Consider the following 12,024-nt stretch of genomic DNA (forward strand, 5'->3'; position numbering starts at 1 on the left):
CGAATGCGAAACACCGTGCTACGGACCCGCGTCAACTCGCCAAAGCGTTATCGCTTCACCTGCCGCGCACCATTCAAGGAGTTGACCATGGCCTCAATCGTCACGGATAGGATCATCGAAGGACTGACCTTCGACGACGTGCTGCTTCGGCCCGGCCGCTCCGAGGTGCTTCCCGGCGACGTGAACGTCGCGACCCGGCTGACCCGCAGCATCCATCTCAACATGCCGATCATCGCCTCCGCCATGGACACGGTGACGGAAGCCCGCATGGCCATCGCCATGGCCCAGAACGGCGGGCTCGGCGTGATCCACCGGAATCTCGAGCCCGAGGCCCAAGCCGAGCAGGTGCGCCTCGTGAAGCGCTACGAATCCGGCATGGTGATGAACCCCATCACGATCCACCCGGACGAGACGCTCGCCGATGCGCTCGCCATGATGAAGCACCACGGCATTTCAGGCATTCCCGTGGTGGAGCGTGGCCCCAACGGCACCAAGGGCAAGCTCGTCGGCATCCTCACCAACCGCGACGTGCGCTTCGCCAACAATCCCGGCCAGCCGGTCTCCGAGCTCATGACCAAGGACCGGCTCATCACCGTGCGTGAAGGCGTGAGCCAGGACGAGGCGCGCCGCCTCCTGCACCAGTTCCGCATCGAGAAGCTCCTGGTCGTGGACGACCATTACCGCTGCATCGGCCTCATCACCGTGAAGGACATCGAGAAGCAGGTGGCTTACCCGAGCGCCGCCAAGGACGCTCAGGGGCGCCTTCTCGTCGCCGCCGCCACGACGACCGGCGAGCAGGGCTTCGAACGCGCCGAGCGCCTCATCGACGCGGGCTGCGACGTGGTGGTGGTCGACACCGCTCACGGCCATTCCGTGAAGGTTCTGGAGAGCGTCACCCGGGTGAAGAAGCTCTCGAACGCCGTCCAGGTCGTGGCCGGCAACGTGGCGACCCGCGAGGGCGCCCAGGCGCTCATCGACGCGGGCGCGGATGCGATCAAGGTCGGCATCGGGCCGGGCTCCATCTGCACCACCCGCATCGTGGCGGGCGTCGGCGTGCCCCAGCTCACGGCCATCATGGAGGCCGTCGAGGCCGCTCACGCGGCGGACGTGCCGGTGATCGCCGATGGCGGCATCAAGTTCTCGGGCGACCTCGCCAAGGCGCTGGCCGCCGGCGCCTCCTGCGCCATGGTGGGCTCGCTGCTCGCGGGCACCGACGAGACCCCCGGCGAGGTGTTCCTCTACCAGGGCCGCTCCTACAAAGCCTATCGCGGCATGGGGTCCGTGGGGGCGATGGCGCGGGGCTCGGCGGACCGTTACTTCCAGGCGGAGGTGCGCGACACCCTCAAGCTCGTGCCGGAGGGCATCGAGGGCCAGGTGGCCTACAAGGGCCCGGTCTCGGGCGTTCTCCACCAGCTCACCGGGGGCCTGCGCGCCTCCATGGGCTATGTGGGCGCCGCGACCCTGCCGGAGTTCCGCGAGAAGGCGCAGTTCATCCGCATCACCAGCGCGGGCCTGCGCGAAAGCCACGTCCATGACGTGACGATCACCCGGGAGAGCCCCAACTACCCGACCCGCAGCTGAAGTTCACACGCGTTCCAGGCCCATGAGCATCTCCGCCGTTCTCCTGCCCGCTTACGTGCAAGTCGGGCTGACCTTCCTGCTGCTTTTCTGGCTGGGGCGCTCGCGCGTCCTGGCCCTGCGCGCGGGAGATGTGAGGATGGCCGATGTGGCCCTGGGCGAGCGCAACTGGCCCAAGCGGATCCTGCAGATCCAGAACTCGTATCACAGCCAGTTCGAGCTGCCGGTGCTGTTCTATGTGCTGACGGCCCTGGCGCTGATCACCCGCAAGGCCGACATGCTTTTCGTGGTGATGGCGTGGATGTTCGTGGTAAGCCGCCTGGTCCATGCCTTCATCCATACGACGTCCAACAAGATGATCCGGCGTTTCCAGGCGTTCGTGGTCGGCGTGATAATCCTCATGATCATGTGGATCGTCTTCGCCCTGCGCGTCCTCTTCGCGGAGGCCGGGGTATAGGCGGGGAAGCTCTAAAACGCCTTCGAGAAGCCCTCATCCTGAGGAGGACCAAAGATCCGTCTCGAAGGAGGAGGGCTTCTCCGGAAGGGACTGGATCATCCTTCGGGACGCCGCTCGCAGCGGCTCCTCAGGACGAGGCCGCGAGTGCTGTCAGTACCTCTTGCCGCTTTCGAGCTGGGTCTTGGCGTCGGTCATCTTGCGCGGGGGCGGGGTCAGGTCGGCGGCCGGCGCGGTGGCGCAGGCGGCGATCGCCAGGGCGAGGCCGAGGGCGACGAGGCGGGAGAGAATCGACATTGTTCTTGAAGCTCCAAAAGAGAATCGTGCGGAATGCACGCGGTTCTTGAATCCACGTCCGAACGCGTCGGAAAATAGGAAACAATGTGTCGCTATTGCGGCCAAGCTTGAGTGTGGTTATTCGATGACACCTGCAGCCCGCCTGTCCGCCGCCATCGAGGTTCTCGGCGATCTCGAAGCCCGCCGCCGTCCGGCCGCGGACGCCCTCAAGGATTGGGGGCTCTCGCATCGGTTCGCCGGGTCGAAGGACCGCGCCGCGATCGCGAGCCTCGTCTACGACGCCCTGCGCCGCAAAGCCTCCGCCGCCTGGATCATGGGGGAGGGCGCGCCGCGGGCCCTGGCGCTCGGCATGCTGCGCCTCCAGCGCGGCATGGATCCCGACGCCATCGCCGCCCTTTGTTCGGGCGAACGCTTCGCCCCCGAGCCTTTGTCGGCCGCGGAACGGGACCGGCTGGCGACGGCGAGCCTCGACGGGGCTCCCGCCCCGGTGGCGGGGGATTTCCCCGACTGGATCGAGCCCTCGCTCCGCCGCCTGTTCGGCGACGAAGTGGTGCCGGAAATGCAGGCGCTCACCGCCCGCGCGCCGCTGGACCTGCGCGTGAACACGCTCAAGGTGTCCTCCCGGGAGGAGGCGCATGACGCCCTGCCGCATCTCGGCGCTATCGAGACGCCCCTGTCGCCGCTGGGCCTGCGGATCGCGCCGTCGGAGGATGGGCGCGGGCCCGCCGTGCAGTCGGAGCCCGAGTTCCTCAAGGGCTGGATCGAGATCCAGGACGAGGGCTCGCAGCTCGCGGCCCTGCTGTCGGCCGCGAAGCCCGGCGAGCAGGTGGTCGATCTCTGCGCGGGCGGGGGCGGCAAGACGCTGGCGTTGGCGGCCATGATGGAGAACCACGGCCAGATCTACGCCACGGACGGCGACGCCCGCCGCCTGGCTCCCATCCATGACCGTCTGACCCGCGCGGGCGTGCGCAACGTCCAGGTTCGGACCCCGAGGGCCAAGGCGGATGCGGTCACCGACCTCAATGGCAAGATCGACTGCGTGCTGGTGGATGCGCCCTGCACAGGCGTCGGCACCTGGCGGCGCAACCCGGACGCCAAGTGGCGCCTGCGTCCCGGCAGCCTGGACGTGAGGCAGAAAGAGCAGGCGGCCGTTCTCGACCGCGCCGCTTCGCTCGTGAAGCCGGGGGGACGGATCGTCTATATCACCTGCTCGATCCTGCCGGAGGAGAACGACGACGCTCTCGCCGCCTTCATGGAACGGCATGCGGGCCTGAGGCCCGTGAAGGTCTCGGAGGTCCTGGGTTCCGCAGGGCTCGAGAGACTGGAGACGGTGATCAGGCCGACGCTCCATGGACTTCAGATGACGCCGCGCAAGACGGGCACGGACGGGTTTTATGCGGCCGTGCTCGCGAGGGACTAGGCCTAAAGCCCGCGTGCCGCATCCACGGCCTCGATCCGGTCGGGATCCGGCTCCTCCTGGGCCCATGCATGGAAAGGGCCGAGGAGCGGAATGAGGCATAAAGACGTTAAAATCGCGGAGCGCCGCATTTCCGGGGACTCAAAAGGCATGGCAGGCCGACAAATATGAGGGTAAAGCACGGGGGCTCCCGTTCTTCCGCTCAGGGCTCGCACGATACATTATGACACAAGCACACGACAAGATTCTCATCGTCGATTTCGGCTCCCAGGTCACCCAGCTCATCGCCCGTCGCGTGCGCGAGGATGGCGTCTATTCCGAGGTCGTGCCGTTCCAGAAGGCGGCCGAGGCCATCCGCACGATGAAGCCCAAGGGCGTGATCCTGTCCGGAGGCCCTGAATCGGTGACGACCGATGCCTCACCCCGGGCGCCCAAGGAGCTGTTCGAGACGGGCCTCCCGGTCTTCGGCATCTGCTACGGCCAGCAGACGATGGCGGCGCAGCTCGGCGGCGAGGTCGAGGGCGGGCACCATTCGGAATTCGGCCGCGCCGAGATCGAGGTCCTGACGGAGAGCCCGCTCTTCCAGGGCGTGTGGCAGGTCGGCAAGAAATATCCGGTCTGGATGAGCCACGGCGACCGCGTCACCAAGCTCCCCGAGGGCTTCGAGGTGCTGGCGGCGTCAGAGAACGCCCCCTTCGCGGTCGTGGCCGACGAGGGGCAAAAGTTCTACGGCGTGCAGTTCCACCCGGAGGTCGTGCACACCCCCCAGGGCGCTCAGCTCATCCGCAACTTCGTGCGCGACATCGCGGGCTGCAAGGGCGACTGGACCATGAAGGCCTTCCGCGAGGAAGCCATCGAGCGGATCCGCGCCCAGGTCGGCTCGGGCCGCGTGATCTGCGGCCTCTCCGGCGGCGTCGACTCGGCCGTGGCGGCGGTGCTGATCCACGAGGCCATCGGCGACCAGCTCACCTGCGTCTTCGTCGATCACGGCCTGCTGCGAGCCTCCGAGGCCGAGCAGGTGGTGAGCCTCTTCCGGGATCACTACAACATCCCGCTCGTCCATGTTCAGGCGCAGGATCTCTTCATCGGCGCGCTCGAGGGCGTGTCGGACCCGGAGGTGAAGCGCAAGACCATCGGCAGGCTCTTCATCGACGTGTTCGACGAGGAGGCCAAGAAGATCGGCGGCGCGGACTTCCTGGCGCAAGGGACGCTCTATCCCGACGTGATCGAGAGCGTGTCCTTCACCGGTGGCCCCTCCGTCACCATCAAGAGCCACCACAATGTGGGCGGTCTGCCCGAGCGCATGAAGATGAAGCTCGTCGAGCCGCTCCGCGAGCTGTTCAAGGACGAGGTGCGCGTGCTCGGCCGCGAGCTTGGCCTGCCCGACGCCTTCGTGGGACGCCACCCGTTCCCGGGTCCGGGCCTCGCCATCCGGGTTCCGGGCGAGATCACCCGCGAGAAGCTCGACATCCTGCGCAAGGCCGATGCGATCTATCTGGAGGAGATCCGCAACGCGGGCCTCTACGACGAGATCTGGCAGGCCTTCGCCGTGCTGCTCCCGGTCAAGACCGTCGGCGTGATGGGCGACGCCCGCACCTACGATCACGTCTGCGCGCTGCGCGCCGTGACCTCCATCGACGGCATGACGGCGGATTTCTACCCCTTCGACATGAGGTTCCTGGGCCGCGTCGCCACCCGTATCATCAACGAGGTGAAGGGCATCAACCGCGTGACCTACGACATCACCTCGAAGCCGCCCGGCACCATCGAGTGGGAATAGGCGATGGCGTCGACGCAGGCGATCACGCTCTACGGCATCAAGAACTGCGACACGATGAAGAAGGCGCGCGCCTGGCTCGATGCCAAAGGCGTCGCCTACACGTTCCATGACTACAAGGTCGCGGGCGTCGATCGCGCGCGGCTCGAGGGCTGGGCCAAGAGCGTCGGCTGGGAGACTCTCCTAAACCGCGCCGGCACGACTTTTCGCAAGCTTCCCGACGCCGACAAAGCAGGCCTCGATGAGAGCAGGGCGCTGGCGCTCATGCTCGACCAGCCCTCGATGATCAAGCGCCCCGTGCTCGATCTCGGCGGGCGCATTCTCGTCGGGTTCAAGCCGGAGATGTATGAGGCGGCGGTTCGGTAGGGCGCAACGCCGCCCGCCGGTCCGATCTCTTCATCGTGGCCGGGCTTATCCCGGCCATTTCTTGTGGACAGGCGCCTCACCGCATGGAGATCACCGGCACAGGGCCGATGACGATAGGGGGCGATGACCTATGAAGATCACTCCTGAAACCTCCTCGTCATGGCCGGGCTTGTCCCGGCCATCCCCGTCTCGGGAACAGCGCCTAGTCAAAGACGTGGATATCCGGCTCACGGCCGGGCATGACGGGTGACGAGAAACGACTTGGATACCTCGAGACGAGCCCGGGGGTAGCGCAATGAGAAAAGGCGGGCCGCAAAGCCCGCCTTTATTGTGTCTGATGGAGGCCGCCTTACTGGATTTTCGGCGGCTCGTCGAAGTTCAGGCCAGGGAGGCCGCCCGGATCGCCGGGAGCGCCGAGGCCCGGCACCAGAAGCTCGTCGAGCTTCTTCTGCACCGCGGCCGGATCGACGGCCGGGCCGGCGGCCTTGTAGTGCATGACCATGCTCGGGAAGAGCACCACGAGGGCCACCATGATCAGCTGGATGATCACGAAGGGAATGGCGCCCCAATAGATCTGGCCCGTGGTCACCGGCTCCATGCGCTTGCCCGTCACGCGGTCGGTATAGGCCTGCTTGGGCGCCACCGAGCGCAGGAAGAACAGGGCGAAGCCGAACGGGGGGTGCATGAACGAGGTCTGCATGTTCACGCCCAGGATCACGCCGAACCAGATCAGGTCGATTCCCAGCTTCTCGGCTGCGGGGCCGAGCAGCGGCACTACGATGAAGGCGAGCTCGAAGAAGTCGAGGAAGAACGCCAGGAGGAAGACCATGACGTTGACCACGATCAGGAAGCCCACCTGACCGCCGGGCAGCGAGGTCAGCAGGTGTTCCACCCAGATGTGGCCGTTCACGCCGTAGAAGGTAAGCGAGAACACGCGCGCACCGATCAGGATGAAGAGCACGAAGGCGGACAGTTTCGCCGTCGCTTCCGTGGCCTGCCGGACGATGGTGAAGTTGAAGCGGTTCGGGTTGTTGTCGAGCTTGCGCTTGATCGCGGCCAGGATCACAGAGCCGAGCGCGCCCATGGCGCCGCCTTCCGTCGGCGTGGCAAGGCCGATGAAGATGGTGCCGAGCACGAGGAAGATGAGCAGCAGCGGCGGCACCATCACAAAGGTGACCTGCTGCGCCATGTTCGACATGAGGCGAAGGCCCGTGAAGCGCTCCACGATGCCGACCACGAGCGCATAGACCGCGCCCGCCAGCACCATCTCCATGGTGAGCGCGAGGCCTTCGTTGCCCTGGCTGTGCAGCACGACGTAGGCGCCGAGAAGAACGGCGACGAGAACCGCCGAGATCGCGATGCGCTTGGCGCCGAGCATCTTGTTCACGACGGCGCAGATGAGCGCCACGACCGTCGACACGCAGATCGTCAGGATGACGAAGTCTGCGCCGGCCTTGGTGTTGGTCTGCGACAGGACGTAATAGCCCACGAATCCCGAGAACACCACGAGGATGCCGAGCTGCCACACGCCGCGCGAGCCGTTGGGCTCGCGGTAGCCGATCGCCTCCAGCGGCAGACCGGGAGCGGCCTTCGGATCGATGAGCGACGCCAGAAGCACCCAGCCGGCGTAGAGACCGGCGAGGATCAGGCCGGGCAGGAACGCGCCCTCGTACATGTCGCCCACCGAGCGGCCGAGCTGGTCGGCCATGACGATGAGGACGAGGGAGGGCGGGATGATCTGGGCCAGGGTGCCGGAAGCGGCGATCACGCCCGACGCGAGGCGGCGGTCATAGCCGTAGCGCAGCATGATCGGCAGGGAGATCAGGCCCATGGAGATCACGGAGGCGGCCACGACGCCGGTGGTGGCGGCGAGCAATGCGCCCACGAAGATCACCGCATAGGCGAGGCCGCCGCGCAGCGGGCCGAAGAGCTGGCCGATGGTGTCGAGCAGGTCTTCCGCCATTCCGGATCGCTCGAGGATGTAGCCCATGAAGGTGAAGAACGGGATCGCGAGCAGCACCTCGTTCGACATGGTGCCGTAGATGCGATCCGGCAGCGCCTGAAGCAGGGGCCAGGAGAGGTTGATGGTCTCGGGCGCGAGGGGAGCGAGCTCCACCGCGATGAAGAAGAACAGCAGGCCGTTCGCCGCGAGCGAGAAGGCGACCGGGTAGCCGAGGAGGAGGAAAACCACCAGCGCCGCGAACATGATCGGCGCGAGGTTCTGGGCAATCAATGCAGCCATGGACGAGAACTCCGGAATTCAGATCAGGACGCGGGGATCAGCGGATGCCGTCGCCCGGAGGTTCGCCGCCCGTGGTGGCGTTGGTATCCACCAGCTCCGCGATCAGACGCTCGGCCTCGGCCTCGGCCGCGCCATGCGCGCCGACATGATCGTGCTCGTCGGCGAGCTGGCCCTGCATGATGGCCACGCGCTTGATCAGCTCGCTCAGCCACTGGAAGGCGAGGGAGATGAACCCGAGCAGGATCATGCCCTTCGCGGGCCAGATCAGCAGGCCGCCCGCGTTGGAGGAGACTTCGCCTGACGCATAGGACTTCTCGAAATAGGGGAACGAGAGCCACAGCATCAGGGCCACGAAGGGGAAGAGGAACAGCAGGTGGCCCGTCAGGTCGATGTAGTCGCGGCCGCGCTTCGTCAGGCGGCTGGACACGATGTCGATGCGGATATGCTCGTTGGCCTTCAGCGTCCAGGCGGCGCAGAGCATGAAAACGGCACCGAACAGGTACCATTGCAGTTCGAGCCAGGCATTGGACGAGACGCCGAAGATGCGGCGGATGATGGCATTGATGGCGGAAACCAGGATGGCCACCACGATGGCCCAGGCCGCGACTTTGCCGACGCGTTCGTTGATCGCGTCGATGAGACGAGAAAGCTTGATGAGCGCCGTCACCTTCTGTCTCCCCCTTTTCGATAATCGGTTATGGTTGGATTCGGCGGTGTCGCTAGCGGATTTCCCGCCGGTTCACCATGCCGCCTTAGTCTATAGCGACGTTTGCTGGGTCAGTACCCGGGAAATTTTCGTGCTGCAAGATGCCTGATGTTAAAAGTTTAGGCAGCCCAGAGTCTTATCGGCAATCGGAAACTTGCCGCATGGGAACAGGTCCTTTGCCGCGTGAGGCCGGCCCCGCCCCGTTCGTGAGGGGCGGACGGTCACGGCAAGTGGTCAGGAAAGATGCCCGCGCGTATACTTTCCTATTCCTTCAGGAGAGCAAACGTGACGCTGCTTGTCTTAGGCCTTGTCCTGTTCCTCGGCACCCATTCCTTCAGCATGGCGCGCGGGGCCCGCGCAGCGCTCATCGGCCGCACGGGCCTCGGCGCCTTCAAGGGGCTCTATTCGCTCCTGTCGCTTGCCGGAATCGTCCTGATCGCGATCGGGTACGGGCAGTACCGGGAGAGCAGCTACGTTCCGGTCTGGGATCCGCCGGTCTGGAGCCGGCATCTGGCGCTCCTGCTCGTCCTCGTCGCCTTCGTCTGTTTCGCGGCCGCCTACCTTCCGGGGCACATCAAGCACCGCCTCAAGCATCCCATGCTGGCGGGCGTGAAGATCTGGGCCTTCGCGCATCTTCTGGCGAACGGGGATCTCGGGTCGATCCTGCTCTTCGGATCGTTCCTCGCCTGGGCCGTGGCGGCGCGCATCAGCGTGAAGCGCCGGGACGTGGCGGCGCAGCATGGCGGCACGGCGGCGCCCGCGGGCTGGCGCAACGACATGCTGGCGGTCGCCATCGGAGGAATCGCCTATGTGGCGTTCGTGCTCTGGCTCCATCCACGCGTGATCGGCGTGCCGGTCCTGCCGATGGGCGCCTGAAATCCCTCGCCATCGGCAGGGGTGTATGCTAGGCGACCCACTTCGATGGAAGGAGGCGGCCCTTGCGGCCGCGTGAGGACGATGGCCACGAACCGCAACGACGAGTTCATTCGCGAAGTCGACGAGGAATACCGCCGCGACCAGCTGGCGAAGATCTGGGAGCGCTACAGCGGCCTCATCATCGCCGTCGTCGTTCTCGTCGTGGGCGGCATCGGGGGCTGGCGCTACTGGGAGCACGTGCAGGAAACCCGCGCGCAGGCCGCAGCAAGCCGCTTCGAGGACGCCCTGAAGCTTTCCGGCGAGAACAAGTCGCAGGAGGCCGAGGCCGCGCTGGAGGCGCTCGCGAAGGACGGCGCCAGCGGCTACGGCCTGCTCGCCCGCTTCCGCCTGGCGGCCGAGCGCGGACAGCAGAACGCGGAAGCCGGCGCCGCCGCCTACGACGCCCTGGCGAACGATGCCGGCGTGGCGCAGCCCTGGAAGGATCTCGCCCGCCTGCGCGCCGCGTGGCTGCGTCTCGACACCGCCGATCCGGCCCAGATCCGTCAGATCGTCGAGCCCATGGCCGCGCCCGCCAATCCGTGGCGGCATTCGGCCAGGGAACTCTTGGGTCTTTCCGGCCTTAAGGCAGGCGACATGGATTACGCCGGACGCTGGTTCGACCAGGTCGCGGCCGACCGTGAGACGCCTCCCGCCCTGCGGCAGCGGCTTGCCGTCTACACCGCTCTCGTGGCGGGCGGCCCCGTTCAAGTGACCCAGTAAAGGCGGAGCACCAGGGACATGACGCCCACCGTCGCCATTGTCGGGCGGCCGAATGTCGGCAAATCGACTCTCTTCAACCGCCTCGTCGGCAAGAAGCTGGCGCTCGTCGACGATCGTCCGGGGGTGACCCGCGACCGGCGCGAGGGCGAGGCGCGCCTCGGCGACCTCGAGTTTCGGATCATCGACACCGCGGGCCTGGAGGAGGCGACGGAGGAGTCCCTTCTCGGCCGCATGCGCGCCCAGACCGAGGCCGCCATCGAGGACGCGGACGTGATCCTGTTCGTGGTCGATGCCCGCGCGGGTATCCTTCCCGCCGACAGGCCCTTCGCCGAGATGGTGCGCCGGTCCGGCAAGCCCGTGATCCTCGTGGCCAACAAGGCCGAGGGCGGGGCCGGGATGGCCGGCGCCTACGACGCGTTCTCGCTGGGTCTCGGCGAGCCGGTGCCGCTCTCCGCCGAGCACGGCGAGGGCATGGCCGATCTCTTCGAGGCCCTGATGCCCCACTTCCCCGTGCCGGACGAGGATGGGGAGGACGAGGAGGACCCCAACAAGCCCCTCCAGGTGGCCATCGTCGGCCGCCCCAACGCGGGCAAGTCGACGCTCATCAACCGCATGGTCGGCGAGGACCGGCTGCTCACCGGGCCCGAGGCGGGCATCACCCGCGATTCCATCTCCCTCGACTGGGAATGGCGCGGCAAGGCCGTGAAGCTCTTCGACACGGCGGGCCTGCGCAAGCGCGCCCGCGTCGAGGACAAGCTCGAGAAGCTCTCCGTGGCCGACGCCCTGCGGGCCGTGCGCTTCGCGGAAGTGGTGGTGGTGCTGCTCGACGCCACGATCCCGTTCGAGAAGCAGGATCTCTCCATCGTCGATCTGGTGGAGCAGGAGGGCCGCGCCCTCGTGATCGGTCTCAACAAGTGGGACCTCGTGGCCGACCAGCAGGGCCTGCTGAAGGACCTGAAGGAGAAGGCCGCCCGCCTGCTGCCGCAGGTGAAGGGCGCGCCCGTGGTGCCGCTCTCAGGACTGGCCGGCAGCGGCATCGATCCGCTCATGAAGGCGGTGTTCCAGGTCTACGAGACCTGGAACCGGCGCATCTCCACCGCGAAGCTCAACCAATGGCTCCAGGAGGCCGTCGACGCCAACCCGCCGCCCGCCGTCTCGGGCCGGCGGATCAAGATCCGCTACATGACCCAGGTGAAGGCGCGCCCGCCGCATTTCGCGGTCTTCGGCAACCAGCTCGACGCGCTGCCGAAGAGCTACACCCGCTACCTGGTCAACAACATCCGCGAGGCCTTCGACCTCCCGGGCGTCCCGATTCGCGTGTCGCTGCGCATGGGCCAGAACCCCTACGACAAGGACAAGCGGAGCTAGCCTCGCCCCGCCGTCGCCGCGCCTCTCCCGTCATGGCCTTCTCCGGTCATGGCCGCAACAAGTGCGGCCATCCCCGTCTTGAGAACCGCACCTGGGCAAAGACGTGGATGCCCCGCTAAGGCCGGCCATGACGGGCGGGAGGTGGGAGCCGGCGGATCAAGCCAAGCGGCTGCAGGCACGGAGC

The 12,024-nt window shown here is 66.7% G+C and carries 11 protein-coding genes; 8 read left to right on the top strand and 3 right to left on the bottom strand.

Annotated features, from left to right (window positions below; translation table 11 throughout):
* The first annotated feature begins 87 nt into the window (after positions 1–87).
* Both guaB and E4K09_RS10795 read left to right on the top strand, forming a co-directional pair.
* Entirely contained in the window at positions 88–1,581 is a 1,494-nt protein-coding gene (gene guaB, locus E4K09_RS10790; protein WP_134496780.1) for an IMP dehydrogenase, read from the top strand.
* Positions 1,582–1,603: 22 nt separating this feature from the next.
* Entirely contained in the window at positions 1,604–2,035 is a 432-nt protein-coding gene (locus tag E4K09_RS10795; RefSeq protein WP_134496782.1) for an MAPEG family protein, read from the top strand.
* 150 nt (positions 2,036–2,185) lie between these two features.
* On the opposite strand, the gene E4K09_RS29000 is transcribed toward E4K09_RS10795, so the two are convergent.
* Positions 2,186–2,329 carry a hypothetical protein gene (locus E4K09_RS29000; RefSeq protein WP_166802264.1) on the bottom strand — a complete coding sequence of 48 codons (144 nt, stop codon included), beginning with the start codon at positions 2,327–2,329 and terminating at the stop codon, positions 2,186–2,188.
* Positions 2,330–2,453: 124 nt separating this feature from the next.
* On the opposite strand from E4K09_RS29000, the gene E4K09_RS10800 reads away from it, so the two are divergent.
* The 3 genes from E4K09_RS10800 to E4K09_RS10810 all read left to right on the top strand — a co-directional run bounded on the left by E4K09_RS10800 (position 2,454) and on the right by E4K09_RS10810 (position 5,889).
* The gene (locus tag E4K09_RS10800; protein WP_134496784.1) at positions 2,454–3,749 is read left to right on the top strand and encodes an RsmB/NOP family class I SAM-dependent RNA methyltransferase; all 1,296 of its coding nucleotides are present in this window, start codon (positions 2,454–2,456) and stop codon (positions 3,747–3,749) included.
* A gap of 220 nt (positions 3,750–3,969) precedes the next feature.
* Positions 3,970–5,526, top strand: coding sequence for a glutamine-hydrolyzing GMP synthase (gene guaA / locus E4K09_RS10805; protein WP_134496786.1), 1,557 nt, complete (start codon positions 3,970–3,972; stop codon positions 5,524–5,526).
* Positions 5,527–5,529: 3 nt separating this feature from the next.
* Complete coding sequence (locus E4K09_RS10810; RefSeq protein WP_134496788.1) at positions 5,530–5,889, top strand: ArsC family reductase; 360 nt, start codon at positions 5,530–5,532, stop codon at positions 5,887–5,889.
* A gap of 349 nt (positions 5,890–6,238) precedes the next feature.
* Here E4K09_RS10810 and E4K09_RS10815 read toward each other — a convergent pair whose 3' ends face one another.
* Both E4K09_RS10815 and E4K09_RS10820 read right to left on the bottom strand, forming a co-directional pair.
* On the bottom strand, positions 6,239–8,131 hold the full coding sequence (locus E4K09_RS10815; RefSeq protein ID WP_134496790.1) for a TRAP transporter large permease: 1,893 nt from the start codon (positions 8,129–8,131) through the stop codon (positions 6,239–6,241).
* A 37-nt stretch (positions 8,132–8,168) separates the two neighbouring features.
* Positions 8,169–8,798 carry a TRAP transporter small permease subunit gene (locus E4K09_RS10820; RefSeq protein ID WP_134496792.1) on the bottom strand — a complete coding sequence of 210 codons (630 nt, stop codon included), beginning with the start codon at positions 8,796–8,798 and terminating at the stop codon, positions 8,169–8,171.
* Between the two features lie 324 nt (positions 8,799–9,122).
* Between E4K09_RS10820 and E4K09_RS10825 the strand changes: the two genes are divergently transcribed.
* The 3 genes from E4K09_RS10825 to der all read left to right on the top strand — a co-directional run bounded on the left by E4K09_RS10825 (position 9,123) and on the right by der (position 11,840).
* Positions 9,123–9,713 carry an NnrU family protein gene (locus E4K09_RS10825; RefSeq protein WP_134496794.1) on the top strand — a complete coding sequence of 197 codons (591 nt, stop codon included), beginning with the start codon at positions 9,123–9,125 and terminating at the stop codon, positions 9,711–9,713.
* Positions 9,714–9,794: 81 nt separating this feature from the next.
* Positions 9,795–10,472, top strand: coding sequence for a tetratricopeptide repeat protein (locus E4K09_RS10830; protein ID WP_134496796.1), 678 nt, complete (start codon positions 9,795–9,797; stop codon positions 10,470–10,472).
* A gap of 18 nt (positions 10,473–10,490) precedes the next feature.
* Complete coding sequence (gene der / locus E4K09_RS10835) at positions 10,491–11,840, top strand: ribosome biogenesis GTPase Der (RefSeq protein ID WP_134496798.1); 1,350 nt, start codon at positions 10,491–10,493, stop codon at positions 11,838–11,840.
* The last annotated feature ends 184 nt before the right edge of the window (positions 11,841–12,024 follow it).

This window comes from Microvirga pakistanensis (assembly GCF_004458765.1).
In the GTDB taxonomy this organism is placed as follows: domain Bacteria; phylum Pseudomonadota; class Alphaproteobacteria; order Rhizobiales; family Beijerinckiaceae; genus Microvirga; species Microvirga pakistanensis.

Bases quoted from the DNA above. Each gene is read 5' to 3' on its own strand.
- E4K09_RS29000 (WP_166802264.1), bottom strand. From the start codon at position 2,329: ATGTCGATTCTCTCCCGCCTCGTCGCCCTCGGCCTCGCCCTGGCGATC.
- E4K09_RS10795 (WP_134496782.1), top strand. From the start codon at position 1,604: ATGAGCATCTCCGCCGTTCTCCTGCCCGCTTACGTGCAAGTCGGGCTG.
- guaA (WP_134496786.1), top strand. From the start codon at position 3,970: ATGACACAAGCACACGACAAGATTCTCATCGTCGATTTCGGCTCCCAG.
- E4K09_RS10830 (WP_134496796.1), top strand. From the start codon at position 9,795: ATGGCCACGAACCGCAACGACGAGTTCATTCGCGAAGTCGACGAGGAA.
- E4K09_RS10810 (WP_134496788.1), top strand. From the start codon at position 5,530: ATGGCGTCGACGCAGGCGATCACGCTCTACGGCATCAAGAACTGCGAC.
- guaB (WP_134496780.1), top strand. From the start codon at position 88: ATGGCCTCAATCGTCACGGATAGGATCATCGAAGGACTGACCTTCGAC.
- E4K09_RS10815 (WP_134496790.1), bottom strand. From the start codon at position 8,131: ATGGCTGCATTGATTGCCCAGAACCTCGCGCCGATCATGTTCGCGGCG.
- der (WP_134496798.1), top strand. From the start codon at position 10,491: ATGACGCCCACCGTCGCCATTGTCGGGCGGCCGAATGTCGGCAAATCG.
- E4K09_RS10800 (WP_134496784.1), top strand. From the start codon at position 2,454: ATGACACCTGCAGCCCGCCTGTCCGCCGCCATCGAGGTTCTCGGCGAT.